At 66.9% G+C, this 17,513-nt stretch carries 14 protein-coding genes; 5 read left to right on the top strand and 9 right to left on the bottom strand.

The features are described 5' to 3' along the window. Positions 1 to 66 precede the first annotated feature (66 nt). The 7 genes from bamA to pyrH all read right to left on the bottom strand — a co-directional run bounded on the left by bamA (position 67) and on the right by pyrH (position 8,332). Positions 67 to 2,487: an outer membrane protein assembly factor BamA gene (bamA, locus tag ACVCMI_RS14240; RefSeq protein WP_447098375.1), complete on the bottom strand. Its 2,421-nt coding sequence runs from the start codon at positions 2,485 to 2,487 to the stop codon at positions 67 to 69. Positions 2,488 to 2,682: 195 nt separating this feature from the next. Next, the gene (gene rseP, locus ACVCMI_RS14235; protein ID WP_447098376.1) at positions 2,683 to 4,029 is read right to left on the bottom strand and encodes an RIP metalloprotease RseP; all 1,347 of its coding nucleotides are present in this window, start codon (positions 4,027 to 4,029) and stop codon (positions 2,683 to 2,685) included. Between the two features lie 36 nt (positions 4,030 to 4,065). After that, positions 4,066 to 5,241: a 1-deoxy-D-xylulose-5-phosphate reductoisomerase gene (locus ACVCMI_RS14230; RefSeq protein WP_447098377.1), complete on the bottom strand. Its 1,176-nt coding sequence runs from the start codon at positions 5,239 to 5,241 to the stop codon at positions 4,066 to 4,068. Between the two features lie 2 nt (positions 5,242 to 5,243). After that, positions 5,244 to 6,059, bottom strand: coding sequence for a phosphatidate cytidylyltransferase (locus tag ACVCMI_RS14225; protein WP_447098378.1), 816 nt, complete (start codon positions 6,057 to 6,059; stop codon positions 5,244 to 5,246). Positions 6,060 to 6,215: 156 nt separating this feature from the next. Further along, a complete protein-coding gene (gene uppS / locus ACVCMI_RS14220) occupies positions 6,216 to 6,971 on the bottom strand; it encodes a polyprenyl diphosphate synthase (protein WP_447098379.1) in 756 nt (251 codons plus the stop codon). Positions 6,972 to 6,988: 17 nt separating this feature from the next. Continuing rightward, the gene (gene frr, locus ACVCMI_RS14215; protein ID WP_447098380.1) at positions 6,989 to 7,546 is read right to left on the bottom strand and encodes a ribosome recycling factor; all 558 of its coding nucleotides are present in this window, start codon (positions 7,544 to 7,546) and stop codon (positions 6,989 to 6,991) included. 69 nt (positions 7,547 to 7,615) lie between these two features. Further along, entirely contained in the window at positions 7,616 to 8,332 is a 717-nt protein-coding gene (pyrH, locus tag ACVCMI_RS14210; protein ID WP_395119731.1) for a UMP kinase, read from the bottom strand. 116 nt (positions 8,333 to 8,448) lie between these two features. Here pyrH and ACVCMI_RS14205 point away from each other — a divergent pair, with 116 nt between their 5' ends. Further along, positions 8,449 to 9,042, top strand: a complete 594-nt coding sequence (locus ACVCMI_RS14205) for a hypothetical protein (protein ID WP_395119730.1) — start codon at positions 8,449 to 8,451, stop codon at positions 9,040 to 9,042. Positions 9,043 to 9,207: 165 nt separating this feature from the next. On the opposite strand, the gene tsf is transcribed toward ACVCMI_RS14205, so the two are convergent. Then, positions 9,208 to 10,089: a translation elongation factor Ts gene (tsf, locus tag ACVCMI_RS14200; protein ID WP_447098381.1), complete on the bottom strand. Its 882-nt coding sequence runs from the start codon at positions 10,087 to 10,089 to the stop codon at positions 9,208 to 9,210. A 99-nt stretch (positions 10,090 to 10,188) separates the two neighbouring features. Next, on the bottom strand, positions 10,189 to 11,049 hold the full coding sequence (rpsB, locus tag ACVCMI_RS14195; RefSeq protein ID WP_395119728.1) for a 30S ribosomal protein S2: 861 nt from the start codon (positions 11,047 to 11,049) through the stop codon (positions 10,189 to 10,191). Positions 11,050 to 11,364: 315 nt separating this feature from the next. On the opposite strand from rpsB, the gene map reads away from it, so the two are divergent. The 4 genes from map (at position 11,365) to thrS (ending at position 17,497) form a co-directional block, all read left to right on the top strand. Then, entirely contained in the window at positions 11,365 to 12,129 is a 765-nt protein-coding gene (gene map, locus ACVCMI_RS14190; RefSeq protein ID WP_447098382.1) for a type I methionyl aminopeptidase, read from the top strand. Positions 12,130 to 12,255: 126 nt separating this feature from the next. Next, complete coding sequence (glnD, locus tag ACVCMI_RS14185) at positions 12,256 to 14,889, top strand: [protein-PII] uridylyltransferase (RefSeq protein WP_447098383.1); 2,634 nt, start codon at positions 12,256 to 12,258, stop codon at positions 14,887 to 14,889. Between the two features lie 61 nt (positions 14,890 to 14,950). Then, positions 14,951 to 15,400 carry a CopD family protein gene (locus tag ACVCMI_RS14180; protein WP_395119725.1) on the top strand — a complete coding sequence of 150 codons (450 nt, stop codon included), beginning with the start codon at positions 14,951 to 14,953 and terminating at the stop codon, positions 15,398 to 15,400. Between the two features lie 195 nt (positions 15,401 to 15,595). Then, positions 15,596 to 17,497, top strand: coding sequence for a threonine--tRNA ligase (thrS, locus tag ACVCMI_RS14175; protein WP_447098384.1), 1,902 nt, complete (start codon positions 15,596 to 15,598; stop codon positions 17,495 to 17,497). Positions 17,498 to 17,513 lie beyond the last annotated feature (16 nt).

The following is a 17,513-nucleotide window of genomic DNA, read 5'->3' as shown; positions in this document are numbered from 1 at the left end:
CATCGCCGCGTTTTCCTTCGAGACGCCGGCAGCTCCGCACGTGGCGGCGCCCGCACCGGCCGATGGTCAGAACTGGCTGCCGAAGGTGAACTGGATGCGCTCCTCGTAATGACCGTCCGACGGCTGCGAGCGGAACGGCACGGCGAGGCTGATGATCAGCGGGCCGATCGGCGCCTGCCAGTGCAGCGATACGCCGGCCGAGGCGCGCAGCGTGCTGGCGTCGAAGCTCTGGTAATCCCGGTAGACGTTGCCGACGTCGGTGAACAGCGACACGCGCGCGGTGTTGATGTCCTTCAGGAACGGCAGCGGCAGGTACAGCTCGGCGGTGCCCAGCACCTTGAACGAGCCGCCGATCGGTTGCGCCCAGTAGGCGCCCAGGCAGTTGCCGCGCGCGTCCGGCGAGCTGCCGTCGATGCACACGCGCGGGCCCAGGGTGTTGTCCTGGAAGCCGCGTACGTCGCGCACGCCGCCGGAAGAGAAGTTGGCGAAGAACGGGAAATCCTGGCGCAGGTCGGGCATCACGTAGCCTGCGCCGCGCTGCGCTTCGGTGGCGGCCTTGAGCACGGCGAACTGGTCGTCGCTGATGCCGTTCTTGCCATAGGTCTTGCCGTAGCCCACCTGGCCGTCCAGGTAGAGCACGAAGCCCTTGCCGATCGGCCAGTAATGGTTGGCCTCGGCGGTGAGCTTCCAGTACTGCACGGTGGAGCCGGGCAGGGCGACATCCGCCTGGGCCTGCAGCAGGCCGCCGCGGGTGGGCGCCCAGAAGCCGTTGCGGGTGTCGTGGTTCCAGCCCAGCGTGCCGGTCCACGAATGGATCGTCTTGTTGCCGAGCTGGTTCTGGTAGTCGATCAGGTCCCGCGGGCTGTAGCCGGGGAACAGGTTGACCTTGTTGCTGCTGATGCCCAGGCCCAAGCGCACGCCGTCGGTTTCGCTGATCGGGATGCCCAGGTAGGTGGAGAAGCCCTTGGCGCTGGTGCTGTAGTTGGCGTAGTCGGTGTTGCCGTAGTCGGTCTTGGAATAGTTGACGCTGTAGCCGATGCCGATGCCGTTGTCGGTCAGGTACGGGTTGTAGTAGTTGGCGCCGAAACTGGTCTGGTAGGTGCTGCGCGAGCCGCTCACCGAGAAGCTGTCGCCACTGCCGAACAGGTTGTTCTGGCTCAACGAGGCGTTGAGGATGATGCCGGCGTACTGCGAGTAGCCGATGCCGAACTGCATGCTGCCGGCGGCCTGCTCCTCGACCTTGACGCTGACGTCGACCTGGTCCTGCGAGCCGGGCACCAGTTTCTTGTCGATGTCGACCTTCTTGAAGTAGCCCAGCCGCTGCAGGCGGATCTTCGAGCGGTCGATCGCGGCCTGCGAGTACATGGAGCCTTCGAGCTGGCGCATCTCGCGACGCAGCACGTTGTCCTCGGTCTTGGTGTTGCCGGAGAAGATCACGCGGCGCACGTACACGCGCTGGCCCGGCTCGACGTACATGGTCAGGTCGACCGTGTGCTTGTCCTTGTCCAGCTTCGGGATCGGCGTGACCTTGGCGTAGGCATAGCCGATGTTGGACAGCACCGCCTTGATCGCCTTGCTGGAGTTCTCGATCGCGCCGCGGTTGAAGATGTCGCCTTCCTTGACGAACACCAGCTGGCGCATCGTCTTTTCCGGCAGGATCAGGTCGCCGAGCAGCTTGACGTCGGTGACCTTGTAGATGTCGCCTTCCTTGATGCTGGCGTCGATGTACATGTTGCGCTTGTCCGGCGAGATGCTGACCTGGGTCGAATCCACGCCGAAATCCGCGTAACCGCGGTTCATGTAGTAGGACTGCAGCTTCTCCAGGTCGCCGGAAAGCTTCTCGCGCGAGTACTGGTCGTTCTTGGAGTACCACGACATCAGGTTCGGCGTGCCGGACTCGAAATCGTCGCGGATCTGCTTGTCGGTGTAGGCGTGGTTGCCGAGGATGTTGATCTCGCGGATCTTGGCTGCCTTGCCCTCACGGATCTCGATGTCGATGGCAACGCGGTTGCGGTCGAGCCGGGTCACGTGCGGCTCGACCGACACGTTGTACTTGCCGCGGTTGTAGTACTGCCGGATCAGCTCCTGCTGCACGCCGTCGATGGCCAGCCGGTCGAAGGTCTCGCCTTCGGAGATGCCGGTCTGCTTGAGGCCCTTCTTCAGGTCGTCGGTCTTGATGTCGTGGTTGCCGCGGATGTTGAGCTTGGCGATGGACGGCCGCTCGACCACCTTGATCACCAGGATGTTGCCGTCGCGGTCGAGCTCCACGTCGCTGAAGAACTTGGTCTGGTACAGCGCGCGGATGGCGCGCGCCGCCTCGGCGTTGGTGAGCCGGTCGCCCTTGTTCACCGGCAGGTAGTTGTACACCGTGCCGGCCGCGATGCGGCTGAGGCCGTCGATGCGGATGTCCGAGATCACGAAGGGCTCGAACGCGTACGCGTTCGCGGCAAGGGAGGCAAGCAGGATCAGCGCGGCGATACGCTTCATCGTCGGTTCCGTTGGGTTAGTTTGACGGGGCGGCCAGCGCGGCCGCTCCGTCAACGCATGCGGCGGGGGATGAGCCCGTCGCGAAAAGGGGCGCTGCATTCCAGCGGGATTTGTCGCGGACCGCGTCGGCCCGGGCAAGCAGGACCGGCGCAGTCTGGCGGATCGCCAGGTGGTCGAGGGCGATGGCAATGCGCATCACGACAGCAGGGTTCGCTGGATGTCGTTGAATAGCGTCCATCCGACCAGGCTGAACAGCAGGACCAGACCGATGTACTGGCCGATGATCATGGCCTGTTCGCTGACCGGGCTGCCCTTGACCAGTTCGATCAGATAATACAGCAGGTGCCCGCCATCGAGGACCGGGATCGGCAGCAGGTTCAGGATCGCCAGGCTCAGCGACACCATCGCCAGGAACTGCAGGAACCACGCCAGCCCCATCTGCGCCGACGCATTGGCGTACTGGGCGATGCCGATCACGCTGGAGATGTTCTTGGTCGAGGCGTGCCCGCTGAGCATCTCCCCGATCATGCCGAAGGTCTGCCGGGTGTTGCGCCAAGTGGTGGTGAACGCGGCGCCCAGTGCGCGCGCCGGCGAATACTGCACGGTGGCCGGCTCCGGCGGCGGCGGGGCGACGCCCAGCATCCACTTCGCCGGCTGGTCGCCGAGCGACTCCCATGTCGCGGTGACCGCGAGGGTCAGCGGCCGGCCGTCGCGCAGCACGCCGATCGACAGTCGCGGCGATGTGGCCGCCGCCGATTGCACCAGCTTGCCGAGGCTGTCGAAATCGCCCACCGGCTGGCCGTTGATGCTGACGATGCGATCGCCGCCCTGGATGCCGCCCAGGGCCGCCGGTTGCCCGGGCTTGACCGTGCCGGCGATCGCCGGCGGCGGTGCCAGGCGCAAGCCGAGCTTGCCGAAGTACTGGTCGATCGGCTGGCCGGCCGGCAGACGGTCCAGCGGCAGCACGAGTTCGCGGGTCTGGCCGTCGGCGTGGCGCACCGTCAGCGGCAGCGGGGTCAGCGCCAGCAGCGCGTTGCCCACCGCGTCCATCGAATCGCTCCAGGTGGAGACCTGGCGCCCGTTGACGCTGAGGATGCGGTCGCCCGGCTGGATGCCTGCCTCGGCGGCGATGCTGTCCGGCGTGGAGGTGACGATCGGCGCGTAGTCGCTCCGGCCGAGCATGAACATCAGCCACAGCGCGGCGATGGTGAAGATCACGTTGAAGCCCGGCCCGGCCGCCACGATGGCGATGCGTTTCCACACCGATTTGCCGGTGAACTCCTGGTCGCGCAGGGCCGGGTCGACCTCGCCCTCGCGCGCGTCCAGCATCTTCACGTAGCCGCCCAGCGGGATCGCCGCGATCCAGTATTCGGTGCCGTCGCGGCCGATGCGCTTCCAGATCGCCTTGCCGAAGCCGATCGAGAACCGCAGCACCTTGACCCCACAGCGCCGCGCGACCCAGTAGTGGCCGAACTCATGGAAGGTCACCAGCACGCCGAGCGTGACCAGCAACCAGAACACCGAGCCGAAAAAGGAAGTCATCAAGTACCGCAGCGGAAAGTCATCGGGACAAGAATATCAGCAAGCCCTGCGCAGTACGCGCCGGGCCGCCTCGCGGGCCGCCCGGTCGCGCTCGAGCAGGGTCGGGATATCGACCACCGGCTGCGCCGGCAGTTCCGCAAGCACCGCCTCGACCACGTCGGCGATCGACAGGAACGCCAGCGTGCCGGCGAGGAAGGCCTCCACCGCCACCTCGTTGGCCGCGCTCAGCACGGTCGGGGCGTCGCCACCGGCGCGCAGCGCCTGGAAGGCCAGCGCCAGGCAGCGGAAGGTGGCCAGATCCGGCGCCTCGAACTGCAGCGGCGCGCAGGCGGCGAGGTCGAGCGGGGTGACCCCGGACTCGACCCGCTCCGGCCAGGCCAGCGCGTGGGCGATCGCGGTGCGCATGTCCGGGTTGCCCAGTTGCGCCAGCACGGAGCCGTCGACGTAGTCGACCATCGAGTGGATCAGACTCTGCGGATGCACCACCACCTCGATGGCCTCGACCGGCGCGGCGAACAGGTGATGCGCCTCGATCACCTCCAGCCCCTTGTTCATCAGGGTGGCCGAGTCGACCGAGATCTTGCGGCCCATGACCCAATTGGGATGCTTGCAGGCCTGGTCGGGCGTGACATGCGCCAGCTCGGCGCGGCTGCGGCCGCGGAACGGGCCGCCGGACGCGGTCAGGATCAATCGGCGCACGCCACTGCGGGCCAGTGCGGGGCGACCGCCCGGCAGACACTGGAACAACGCGTTGTGCTCGGAGTCGACCGGCACCAGCACCCCGCCACCGCGCTCGACCGCCTGCAGCAGCAGCGGGCCGGCCATCACGATGGACTCCTTGTTGGCCAGCAGCAGCCGCTTGCCGGCCTGCGCGGCGGCCAGGGTCGACTCCAGCCCGGCGGCGCCGACAATGGCCGCCACCACGGTGTCGCACAGGTTGCTGGCCGCCGCGGCGACCAGCGCGTCCGGGCCGCTGGCGACATCGCAGCGCACCCCGGCGTCGGCCAGGCGCCGGGCCAGTTCGCCCTCGTGCGCGGGATCGGCGACGATGGCCAGGTCCGGCCGGTGTCGAACGCACAGTTCGACCAGCGCCTCGACGCGGTGGTTCGCGGTGAGCACGCTGGCGCGGAACCGCTCCGGATGGCGCGCGATCACGTCCAGCGTGCTGCCGCCGATCGAGCCGGTGGCACCAAGGACAGCGACCGTGCGCATCGTCACAACTGCAGCACCCACAAGCCGGCGGCGAAAATGGGCAGTGCCGCGAACACGCTGTCCAGTCGATCCATCAGGCCGCCATGGCCGGGAAAGATGCTGCCCGAATCCTTCACCTGGGCATGCCGCTTGAGCAGGCTCTCGAACAGGTCGCCGACGATAGAAATGGACACGGTGGCCGCCGCCAGCAGCGCCAGCGCCAGCAACCGCACATCACGCACGTCGAGCAGCCAGGCGCCGACCAGCGCCAGCAGCACGCCGGCGACCAGCGCGCCGTAGGCGCCGGCCCAGGTCTTGCCCGGGCTGATATGCGGCGCCAGCTTGCGCTTGCCGAAGGCGCGGCCGGCGGCGTAGGCGCCGATGTCCGAGGCCCACACGATCATCAGCGCCAGCAAGGTCCACCACGGGCCGTGCGGCGAGTGGCCATGGATGCGGACCAGGGCGACCCAGGCCGGAAAGATCACGAATGCGCCGGCCAGCAGTTTCAGCGCGGTGTTGTCGCGCGTGGGCGCGGCGGCGAACGCGAAGTGGCGCAGCCACAGGCAGGCCACCAGCCACCATGCCACGCCAGCGACCAGCAGCCAGTCGAGCCACGCGCTGTCGCGCGCCAGCCAGAGCAGCACGAACACGCCGGCGGCCACGATCAGCAAGGCCACCCGGGCACGGCCATGCAGGCCGCTCAGCTGGGCCCACTCCCCCCATGCCGCCAGGAAAGCCACGGCCACGATCGCGCCGAAGACGCCGGTCGGCGGCAGCAGGACGATCAGGATCGCCAGCGGCGCGAGCACCAGGGCGGTGAGAATGCGCTGAAGCAGCATGGAAATCCTCTAGGAGCGTGGGCGGTAGAAACCAAGGGAGCGAGCAAAGCGATTTTGAGTCAGGTTTTTCGATCGTTTGAGGAAGATAGCCGTAGCTATCTGACGAGAAGGAGCGGAAAAGCTGGCCAAAAGCGCGAAGCCATAGCCCCTTGGTTTCTATCGCCCACGCTCCTGGGGGGCAGGGGCCAGCTGCGCGCTGGTGCGGCCGTAGCGGCGCTCGCGCGAAGCGTAGTCGGCGATGGCCTCGCGCAGGCAAGCCTGGTCGAAATCGGGCCACAACGTATCGGTAAAGTACAGCTCGGCGTAGGCGACCTGCCACAACAGGAAGTTGCTGATGCGGCGTTCGCCGCCGGTGCGGATGAACAGGTCCAGCGGCGGCAGCTCGGCCAGGCTCATCCACTGGCCCAGCCGTGATTCGTCGATCTCGTCGGCGCGCAACTCGCCATGCGCGACTGCCGCGGCAGCGTGGCGACAGGCCTGCACGATGTCCCAGCGGCCGCCGTAACTCACCGCGATATTCAGTTGCAGCGCCGCGTTGCCGGCGGTGCGGTCCGTCGCCGCGCGCATGCGCTGGCGCAGCGGCTCGTCGAAGCTGTCCAGGTCGCCGATGAAGCGCAGGCGCACGCCGTGGCCGTGCAGTTCCTCCACTTCTTTGTCCAGCGCGCGCACGAACAGGTTCATCAGGGCGCTGACCTCGTCCTGCGGGCGCTGCCAGTTTTCGCTGGAGAAGGCGAACAGGGTCAGCACCGGCACGCCTTCGCGCAGGCAGGCTTCGATCACCTCGCGCACCGCGCGGCGCCCGGCGTTGTGGCCGAAGCTGCGCGGACGGTGCCGGGCACGGGCCCAGCGCCCGTTGCCGTCCATCACGATGGCGACATGGCGGGGAACCCGGGCAGCCGTGGCGGCCGGCATGCGGGGTGCGATGGCGCTCAGAGCGCCATCAGCTCCTCTTCCTTGGCCTTGACCACGGTATCGACGTCCTTGACCGCGCGATCGGTGAGCTTCTGGATCTCGTCGTCGAAACGGCGATCCTCGTCCTCCGTGATCTGCTTGTCCCTGAGCAGGTCCTTGACCTGCTGCAGGGCATCGCGGCGCACGTTGCGGATGGCGATCTTGGCGTTCTCGCCCTCATGGCCCACGTGCTTGGCCAGCTCCTTGCGACGCTCCTCGGTGAGCGCGGGCATGTTGAGCCGGATCACGGTGCCGGCGGTGGTCGGCGTGATGCCGATGTCCGATGCCATCAGGGCCTTCTCGATCGGCGCCACCATGTTTTTTTCCCACGGCGTGATGAGGATGGTGCGCGCATCGGCCAGCGTCACGGACGCGACCTGCGACAGCGGCGTTTCCGCGCCGTAGTAGCTGACCTTGATGTGGTCGACCAACGTGGTGCTGGCGCGGCCGGTGCGGATACGCGTGAGGTCGTGCTTGAGCGAATCGATGCTCTTGCCCATGCGGGCCTGGGCATCGTTCTTGATGTCGTTGAGCATGTGTCGTACCCCGGTGAATCTGGCAACGCGTGATTATAGCAGTGGCGGGCGTCGCCCCCGCGGGCCGACTCAGCCGACCAGCGTGCCGATCGACTCGCCGCCCATGATGCGCATCAGGCTGCCGGGCACGCTCATGTCGTAGATGCGCAGCGGCATGCCGTGGTCGCGGCACAGCGCGATCGCGGCGGTGTCCATCACTTGCAGGTTGCGCTGGATCACTTCCTCGTAGCTCAGCCGCTCGTAGCGGATGGCGTGCGCGTCACGGGCGGGGTCGGCGCTGTAGACGCCGTCGACCTTGGTGGCCTTGAGCAGCAGGTCGGCGCCGACTTCCACGGCGCGCAGCGCCGCGGCCGAGTCGGTGGTGAAGAACGGATTGCCGGTGCCGGCAGCGAACAGCACGATGCGGCCCTTCTCGATGTGGCGGATCGCGCGGCGGCGGATGTAGTCCTCGGCCACGTCGTGGATCTGGATCGCGCTCATCACCCGCGCATAGCCGCCACGCTTCTCGATCGCATCGGCCATCGCCAGCGCGTTCATCACGGTGGCGAGCATGCCCATGTGGTCGCCGGTGACGCGATCCATGCCGGCCGCGGCCAGGCCGGCGCCGCGGAAGATGTTGCCGCCGCCGATCACCACGCCCACTTCCACGCCGGCGCGGCGCACCTCGATGATCTCCTCGGCGAGCCGGCCGATCACGTTCGGATCAATGCCGTAGTCGGCCTCGCCCATCAGCGCTTCACCGGAGAGCTTGAGCAGGATGCGGTGGTACTTGGGCTGGGTGCTCATGGGTTCTCCGGATTGTGGGGGCAAACCGCCACATTGTAGCGGCAGAGCCGCTCTCGGGTAAGCTTGCCTCGGTCGATTGAAGTCGCCGCGACGGATTCGGTTCAAGGAGCGAACGGGTGGGGTGGAACACGCTTTATTACGGGGTCCCGGCGCCGTCGCGCGGGCGACGCATCGCCATCCACGGCACGCTGATCGTGATGGCCCTGGCGTTCTACGGTGGCTGGATCGACTTCCTGCCCGAGCCGTGGGTGGAACGATCCAGCTTCTACGTGGCGCTGGTGCTTGGCGTGGCGGTCACGGTGTGGCTCGCGTGGGTCAATCTCACCGGACGCAACGAAGCCTATCAGGGCGGTACCGCCAAAATGCTCCTGGCGGCACCGTTCTGCGCTGCCTTGGCTGCAGGCTTCATCTGGTGCGCGCTGGCGCATGGGGTGGCGGGCGGGGTCACGCGAATGCTGGGCGATGCCGCATTCCTGCCGCCGGTGCAGATGCACACCGTTCACCGCCGGCGGCGCCGGGAATGCGACTACCAGTTGAGGGGCGGCCCCATGACCGGCTTCCTGTTCGACCACCTTTGCACCAGTTCGGCCTATTACGAGGCCCATCCGCGCCATCGCGTGGAGGTGGCGCTGGGAGGCTTTCGCGGGCGGCTGGGGTTCTACGTCACGCAGTTCGGCCATCGTCGCGACCTGGGCGCCTACCGGGATTGACCGCGACAACGAAAAGGGCCGCGGTTTCCCGCGGCCCCTGGTTCGAAGCACCCGCTCTTTCTGAAAGTCCGGCCATGGCGAGGGCATGGATGCCCGAGGTGAGGCAACGCAGGAGCGGTTGCCCGATGGCCGGTCTTTGCCGTCAGGGATGACGGGTACTTCGGATTACCTCAAGCCTGCCTGCTTCATGACTTCGGCGGCGAAATCCTCTTCCACCTTCTCGATGCCTTCGCCGACGGCCAGGCGGACGACCGAGATGACGTCGGCGCCTTCCTTCTTCAGCGCCTCGGCGACCGTGACGTTGGTGTCCAGCACGTAGGGCTGGCCCAGCAGGGTGACTTCGGAAACGATCTTGTGGATCTTGCCGCTGATGATCTTCTCCAGGATCTCGGCCGGCTTGGCCTTGTCCTTCTCGGACATCAGGCTCAGCGCGATTTCCTTCTCCTTGGCGACGAACTCGGCCGGCACGTCCTCGGCGCGGACGTGCGCCGGGTTCATCGCCGCCACGTGCATGGCGATGCCTTTGGCCAGCTCCTCGGAGCCGCCCTTGAGCGACACCAGCACGCCGATGCGACCGCCATGGATGTAGTTGCCGATCACGCCGTCGTTCTCGATGCGGGCCATGCGGCGCACGTCGATCTTCTCGCCGATGGTGGCGATCAGCGCCTTGGCCGCGTCCTCGACGGTGCCGCCGCCGGGATAGGCGGCTGCCTTGAGCGCGTCGATATCGGCGGCGCCGGACTTCAGCGCGACTTCGGCGACGGTGTCGCTGAACTTCAGGAAGCTCGCGTCCTTGCCCACGAAGTCGGTTTCGCAGTTGATCTCGACCAGTACGGCCTTGCCGCTGGCCTGGTCGGTGACGATGCGGCCTTCGGCGGCGATGCGGCTGGCTTTCTTGTCGGCCTTGGCGAGGCCGGACTTGCGCAGCCACTCCATGGCGGCGTCGAGGTCGCCGTTGTTCTCCACCAGCGCCTTCTTGCATTCCATCATGCCGGCGCCGGACCGCTCGCGCAGCTCCTTCACCATCTGGGCGGAAATATTGCTCATCGGTAGTTCTCCAATGCTTGGATGGCGCGACGGCAAGCAAACGCCGTCACGCGTTGATCTCGGCAGCCTGGCGGCGGTCGGCGACCGCCGCCTCGGCGCTTACTTGGCGGGCGCGCCTTCGTTGCGCGGGCCACGGCCGCCGTCGCGACCGCCGTCGCGGCGCGGCGCGGACTTGCGCGGGGCAGCCTCGCGGCGCGGGCGATCGACCTTGGCCACCGGGTTGCCTTCCTCGTCCAGCTCGACGAAGTCGTTGCCGTCGCCCTGGGCGGCGGCCGGCGCGGCGGCCTTGCCTTCGAGGATCGAGTCGGCGGCGGCGCGGGCATACAGCTGGATCGCGCGGATCGCGTCGTCGTTGCCCGGGATGGCGTAGTCGACCAGCTCCGGGTTGTAGTTGGTGTCGACCACGGCAATTACCGGGATGCCCAGCTTCTTGGCTTCCTGCACGGCGATGTCTTCGTGGCCGATGTCGATCACGAACAGCGCGTCGGGCAGACGGTTCATGTCCTTGATGCCGCCCAGCGAGGCCTGCAGCTTGTCGCGCTCGCGGCGACGGGCCAGCACTTCGTGCTTGACCAGCTTGTCGAAGCTGCCATCGGTCTCGGCCGCTTCCAGTTCCTTCAGGCGCGAAACGGACTGCTTCACGGTGCGGAAGTTGGTCAGCATGCCGCCGAGCCAGCGCGAGGTGACGAACGGCATGCCGGCGCGTGCGGCCTCTTCGGCCAACGGCTCGCGGGCCGAACGCTTGGTGCCGACGAACAGGATGGTGCCGCGCTTCTGCGCCAGGCCCGACAGGAAATTCATCGCGTCGGTGAACAGCGGCAGGGTCTTTTCGAGATTGATGATGTGGATCTTGCCGCGGGCGCCGAAGATGTACGGGGCCATCTTGGGATTCCAGTAACGGGTCTGATGACCGAAATGGACGCCGGCTTCCAGCATCTGACGCATGGTGACTTGTGCCATGGGTGTCGCTCCGATTGTCGGTTCCCTCGAGAAGGAACCTGGGGGTTGGGACCTCCACGCATCCCCGGCTTCGACCGCGACTGGCCCGATTTTGACGGTGGGCGAGGCGCGGCACCCCGAAGGCGGTGCCGATGCGTGTGTGGCGTTGGTTTGGGTGTTGTACCGCTGGGCGTTACAATCCCGGCTCGCTTTGCGTGGATCGACTCCCGCTCGGGAGGCATCAGCCCTGCAAAACTCCGAAATTGTAGCCGGTACGCCGGCGGTGCGGCAAGTCTCTGGATTTCAAGGAGTTCTGTCGCCACATGAGTGGAATCCATGGCCATTACCCTGAAATCTCCCGAAGACCTTGAAGGCATGCGCGTCGCCGGCAAGCTGGCTGCCGAAGTGCTGGCCATGCTCAAGGAGTACGTCAAGCCCGGCGTCACCACCGAGGAGTTGGACCGCCGCGCCTACGAGCACATCGTCAACGTGCAGAAGGCGATTCCCGCCAACGTCGGCTATCACGGCTTCCCCAAGACCCTGTGCACCTCGGTCAACCACGTGATCTGCCACGGCATCCCGAGCGAGGGCAAGGTGCTCAAGGACGGCGACATCGTCAACCTCGACGTCACCGTGATCAAGGACGGCTGGCACGGCGACACCAGTCGCATGTACGTCGCCGGCACCCCGTCGGTGCTGGCCAAACGGCTGGTGGATACGACTTTCGAGGCGATGATGCGCGGCATCGAGGCGGTGCGTCCCGGCGCCACGCTTGGGGATATCGGCCACGCCATCCAGCAGCATGCCGAGGCGGCCGGTTTCAGCGTGGTCAAGGAGTACTGCGGCCACGGCATCGGCAAGGTCTATCACGACGAGCCGCAGGTGCTGCATTACGGCAAGCCCGGCACCGGCGTCGAGTTGAAGAAGGGCATGACCTTCACCATCGAGCCGATGATCAACGCCGGCAAGCCGCAGACGCGCCAGATGCCCGACGGCTGGACCGTGGTGACCAAGGACCATTCGCTGTCCGCCCAGTGGGAACACACCCTGGCGGTGACCGACGACGGCTTCGAGATCCTCACGCCCTGGCCGGATGCGTGAAGCAGGAGTGAGTGGGGAGGATTGAGAAAAGAGAGCTGGGCGCGCGGCGCCGGCGCCGGATGCCATGCAGACATGGCAGACTGCCTTCTCTCATTCCGCACTCCTCTCCACTCACTTCTCGCTCCAATGAATTCAGCGCTCCCTCCCTTGCCGCGCCTGCCCGTGGCAGTGCCGCGCTCCGGCGTTTCGGCCGAGGCGCGGCGGGCGTTGCGGCAGTTGCTGGAGGATGTGGATCGCGGGTTGGCTACGGCGTTTCGCGACGGCATGGATGCCAGTGCGTTGGCGCGGCGGCGCGGCGAGTCGGTGGCGCGGGTGGTTGCGCATGTGTGGGCAGCCTGCCTCGGTGAGGTAGCCGGCGCGGCGCTGTTCGCGATTGGCGGCTTTGGCCGCGGCCTGCTGTTTCCGTACTCGGATGTGGACCTGCTGGCGCTGGCGGCGGCACCCGAGCCTGCGCGCCTGCGGGCACTGGAGCAGTTCTTCGCTACCTTGTGGGACATCGGCCTGAAAGTGGGCCACGCCGTGCGCGAACCAGCGCAATGCCGGGCGCTGGCCGCGCAGGACGCCAGCGTATTCACCAGCCTGCTCGACGCGCGACGGCTGGCCGGCGATCCGGCCTTCGATGCGCAACTGCGGGGCATCGTTGACGACCCGGCGTTGTGGCCGCCGCGCGAATACCTCGCCGCCCGGCTGGCCGAGCGCAACGCGCGGCACGCCCGTTACGACGACACTGCCTACAACCTCGAACCGAACCTCAAGGACGGGCCCGGCGGCCTGCGTACGCTCGACTCGCTGCGCTGGATGGGGCGACGCCTGGCGCACGCGGACGGGTTGTCGGGGATGGTCGCCGAGGGGCTGCTCGATCCGGCCGAGCAAGCCCAGCTGGAACAAGCCGAATCGACGCTGCGCCGTTACCGCTATGCCCTGCATCTGGAAGCGGGACGGGCCGAGGAGCGGCTGCTGTTCGATTATCAGCAGGCGCTGGCCGCACGCCTGGGATTCCAGGACGAGCACGAGAAGAACCTCGGCGTCGAACAGTTCATGCAGGGCTACTACCGCGCAGCCAGCCAGGTCGAGCGGCTCGGCGTGCAGGTGGCCGAGCGCTTCGAGGAGATGCTGGAGCCTCCCGCGGCGGAGCAGCCGGTGGGCGACGATTTCGTGCGCTACGGCGCGCGCCTGGCCGCGCGCGATCCGGAATTGTTCATGCGCCGGCCCGCGGCGCTGGTGGAGATTTTCATCGCCCGGCTGGAGCAGTCCGGCGTGCTGGGCTTCAGTGCCGACACCATGCGCCGCATCCATCAGGCGACCGACGCCCATGGCGCGGCGCTGGCCCGGGACGAGGAGGTGCTGGCCGCGTTCCTGCGCCTGTTGCGGCGCGGTGCGCCGGCGGTGGAGGCGTTGTGGCGGATGAACCGGCACGGCCTGCTGGCGGCGATCCTGCCGGCGTTCGGCAAGGTGTTCGGGCGCATGCAGTACGACCTGTTCCATGTCTACACGGTCGACGAACACACCTTGCGCGTGTTGCGCAACATGGCGCGCTTCGCCGAGCCGGCGGCACGGGGCGAGTTCCCGCTTGGCTGCGAGATCTGGGCCATGCTGCCCAAGCCCGAGGTGCTGCTGCTGGCGGCGTTGTTCCACGACATCGCCAAGGGTCGCGGCGGCGACCATTCGGTGCTGGGCGAACAGGATGCGCGGGATTTCTGCACGCGGCTGGGCCTCCCCTCCGGCGACGTCGAACGGGTCGCCTGGCTGGTGCGCCATCACCTGCTGATGAGCACCACGGCGCAACGCCAGGACATCACCGATCCCGAGGTGGTGCACCGTTTCGCCGAGACGGTGGGCGAGCGGGAGCAGCTCGGCCAGCTCTACTTGCTGACCATTGCCGACATCATCGGCACCAGCCCGCGCCTGTGGAACAGCTGGAAGGATCGCCTGCTGGCCGATCTCTGCACCAGCACCCGCCATGCCCTGCGCAGCGACGTCGAGTTGCCGCGCGACGCCAGCGTGCGCGTGCGCGAATGCAGCGCGCAGGCGCTGGCGCGGCTGCAGGAGGATGGCTTCGACGAAGCCCGGGTGCGGCAGGTCTGGGGGGATTTTCCGCAACTCAGCTTCCTGCGCCATCGGCCCGAGCAGATCGCGTGGCAGACCGCGGCGATCCTGCGCGCGCAGGGTGCGGTGCCGCTGGTCGCGGTGGAACCGTTGTCGGTACGCGGCAGCACCGAGCTGTTCGTCTACACGCCCGATCGGGACGGCCTGTTCGCCACCGTGACGGCGATGCTGGATCGGCTGCGCTTTTCGGTGATGGAGTCGCGCATCCTCAGCTCGCCCACCGGCATGGCGCTGGATACCTTCCTGTTGCTCGAAGCCGACAGCCAGCAACCGGCCAGTCCCGCGCGTGCCGAAGAGTTGCAGCAGCGCCTGCAGCGCGCACTCGCGCAAGCGGTGGGCGTGCAGCCGAGCAAGCGCAGCATGTCGCGCCATCAGAAGCATTTCCAGGTGACGCCGAAGATCAGCTTCCATGCCGCCGGCGGCCGCACCCAGTTGGCGTTGGCGGGGACCGACCGGCCCGGTCTGCTGGCGGCGGTGGCGCAGGTGATGCTGAGCGAGGACGTACGCGTGCACGACGCACGCATCGCCACCTTCGGCGAGCGGGTGGAGGACTTCTTCCTGCTGACCGATCGCGCCAACGCGCCGCTCGATGCGCAGCACCAGCAGCGCCTGCTGCAGGCGTTGCTGGCGCGGATCGGTCCCGCGCGCGAGTGAAGCCGGCGGCTCGCGCTATCATGCCCGCCGCTGCGCGAGGCAGCGGCCACGCCCATTCGTCATGACCTATCTGTTGATCAAATCGTTACACCTGCTGTTCGTGATCGCCTGGATGGCCACGGTGTTCTACCTGCCGCGCATCCTGGTGAACATGGCCGAAGCGGCGAACGAGCCGGCGGTGCAGGCGCGGCTGCAGCTGATGGGGCGTCGACTGTACAAGTTCGGCCACAACATGTTCGGCATCGCGTTCCTGTTCGGCCTGGTGCTGTGGCAGGGTTGGCGGGTATTCCCGCAGAGCCTGCCGAACGTGGCCTCCGGCACGCACTGGATCGACGCCAAACTGACCCTCGTCGCGTTGTTGCTGGTCTACTTCACCTGGGCCGGGCGATTGCTCAAGCGCAGCGCAAAGGGCCTTGCGTTGCCCTCGGCGCGCACGTTGCGCTGGCTCAACGAGCTGCCGGTGCTGTTGCTGCTGGGCGTGATCTGGCTGGTGCTGGCCAAGCCGTTCTGAGGCTCTCCGCGACGCGCACGATCTGGGCTAGACTAGGATTTCGGCACCATCCACGAGACCAAGGTGGCCCGCGCTTGCGCCGGCCGAGTGTGCGACATGACGACTACGTGCTGCCACGACTGACCGCCACCACGCCTTCGTTTGTCAAAGAAAGGGCGTCAAGCCCTTTTTTGCTTTTCAAGAGAAGCTTTCGCGATGATCGAGATTACGCTCCCCGACGGCAGCAAGAAGCCGTTCGAACACCCCGTCACCGTGCAGGACGTGGCCGCTTCGATCGGCGCCGGCCTGGCCAAGGCCACGCTGGCCGGCAAGGTCGACGGCAAGCTGGTCGACGCCAGCTTCCCGATCGAACACGATGCCAGCCTGCAGATCGTCACCGAGAAGAGCCCGGAGGCGCTGGAGATCCTGCGCCACTCCACCGCGCACCTGATGGGCCAGGCCGTGCAGCGGCTGTTTCCCGGCGCGCAGGTCACCATCGGCCCGGTGATCGACAACGGCTTCTACTACGACTTCGCCTACGAACGCCCGTTCACGCCCGAGGATCTGCCGAAGATCGAGGCGGAGATGCACAAGATCGTGGCCGAGCAATTGCCGGTCACGCGCAGCGTGAAATCACGCGACGAGGCGGTGGCGTTCTTCCGCGGCCTGGGCGAGAACTACAAGGCCGAGATCATCGAGGGCATCCCGGCCGACCAGGATCTGTCGCTGTATTCGCAGGGCGAATTCACCGACCTGTGCCGGGGGCCGCACGTGCCGAACACCGGCAAGCTGCATTCGTTCAAGCTGATGAAGGTGGCTGGCGCTTACTGGCGCGGCGACTCGAACAACGCGATGCTCAGCCGCATCTACGGTACCGCCTGGCTCAACGACAAGGACCTGAAGGCCTACCTGTTCCAGCTGGAAGAGGCCGAGAAGCGCGACCATCGCAAGATCGGCAAGCAGCTGGACCTGTTCCACCAGCAGGAAGAGAGCCCCGGCATGGTGTTCTGGCACCCGAACGGCTGGGCGATCTGGCAGCAGGTCGAGCAGTACATGCGCGGCGTGTACCGCAGCAGCGGTTACCAGGAGGTGCGTTGCCCGATGGTGCTGGACGTGTCGTTGTGGAAAAAGTCGGGGCACTGGGACAATTACAAGGAGAACATGTTCTTCACCGAGTCGGAGAAGCACACCTTCGCGCTGCGCCCGATGAACTGCCCTGGCCACGTGCAGATCTTCAATGAGGGCCTGCGCAGCTACCGCGACCTGCCGCTGCGCTATGGCGAGTTCGGCGGCTGCCATCGCAACGAGCCGTCCGGCGCGCTGCACGGCATCATGCGCGTGCGCGCGTTCACCCAGGACGACGGCCACATCTTCTGCACGCCCGGGCAGGTCGAGCCGGAGGTCACCGCCTTCCACCGGCAGGCGATGCAGGTCTACGCCGATTTCGGTTTCGACAAGATCGAGGTGGCTCTGGCGCTGCGTCCGGACCAGCGCATCGGCGACGACGAGGTATGGGATCGGGCCGAGGCCGCGCTGCGGGGTGCCTTGGCGGCTGCCGGGGTAACCTGGACCGAGCTGCCGGGCGAGGGCGCCTTCTACGGCCCCAAGATCGAGTACCACATGCGCGATTCGATCGGCCGCGACTGGCAGGTCGGCACCATGCAGGTGGATTTCATGATGCCCGAGCGGCTGGGCGCCGAATACGTGGACGAGCACTCCCAGAAGCAGCATCCGGTGATGCTGCACCGGGCCATCGTGGGGTCCATGGAGCGTTTCATCGGCATCCTGATCGAGCACCATGCCGGCCTGCTGCCGACTTGGCTGGCGCCGGTCCAGGCGATGGTGTTCAGCATCACCGATGCGCAGGCCGGTTACGTTCGCGAGGTCACGCAAGCCCTTGTCGACAAAGGTTTCCGGGTACAATCGGATTTGCGCAACGAGAAAGTCGGCTATAAAATCCGCGAACATACGATGCAGAAAGTGCCTTATCTGCTCGTGGTCGGCGACCGCGAGAAAGAGACGGGGGCGGTTTCTGTCCGTACCCGTTCCGGCGAGGATCTGGGCAGCATGCCGCTGGCCGATTTCATCGGGCGACTGGAGACCGAAACCCGGCGTTGAACGCCGAACGGTCTGT

It is taken from the genome of Rhodanobacter sp. UC4448_H15, from assembly GCF_052978265.1.
The sequence above is the reverse complement of the archived record's forward strand: the minus strand, read 5'-3'. Positions and strand labels throughout refer to the sequence as shown.

Bases quoted from the DNA above. Each gene is read 5' to 3' on its own strand.
- pyrH (WP_395119731.1), bottom strand. From the start codon at position 8,332: ATGAGCACCCAGCCCAAGTACCACCGCATCCTGCTCAAGCTCTCCGGT.
- rseP (WP_447098376.1), bottom strand. From the start codon at position 4,029: ATGACTTCCTTTTTCGGCTCGGTGTTCTGGTTGCTGGTCACGCTCGGC.
- glnD (WP_447098383.1), top strand. From the start codon at position 12,256: ATGAATTCAGCGCTCCCTCCCTTGCCGCGCCTGCCCGTGGCAGTGCCG.
- map (WP_447098382.1), top strand. From the start codon at position 11,365: ATGGCCATTACCCTGAAATCTCCCGAAGACCTTGAAGGCATGCGCGTC.
- frr (WP_447098380.1), bottom strand. From the start codon at position 7,546: ATGCTCAACGACATCAAGAACGATGCCCAGGCCCGCATGGGCAAGAGC.
- ACVCMI_RS14180 (WP_395119725.1), top strand. From the start codon at position 14,951: ATGACCTATCTGTTGATCAAATCGTTACACCTGCTGTTCGTGATCGCC.
- thrS (WP_447098384.1), top strand. From the start codon at position 15,596: ATGATCGAGATTACGCTCCCCGACGGCAGCAAGAAGCCGTTCGAACAC.
- ACVCMI_RS14225 (WP_447098378.1), bottom strand. From the start codon at position 6,059: ATGCTGCTTCAGCGCATTCTCACCGCCCTGGTGCTCGCGCCGCTGGCG.
- ACVCMI_RS14230 (WP_447098377.1), bottom strand. From the start codon at position 5,241: ATGCGCACGGTCGCTGTCCTTGGTGCCACCGGCTCGATCGGCGGCAGC.
- tsf (WP_447098381.1), bottom strand. From the start codon at position 10,089: ATGAGCAATATTTCCGCCCAGATGGTGAAGGAGCTGCGCGAGCGGTCC.
- uppS (WP_447098379.1), bottom strand. From the start codon at position 6,971: ATGCCGGCCGCCACGGCTGCCCGGGTTCCCCGCCATGTCGCCATCGTG.
- bamA (WP_447098375.1), bottom strand. From the start codon at position 2,487: ATGAAGCGTATCGCCGCGCTGATCCTGCTTGCCTCCCTTGCCGCGAAC.
- rpsB (WP_395119728.1), bottom strand. From the start codon at position 11,049: ATGGCACAAGTCACCATGCGTCAGATGCTGGAAGCCGGCGTCCATTTC.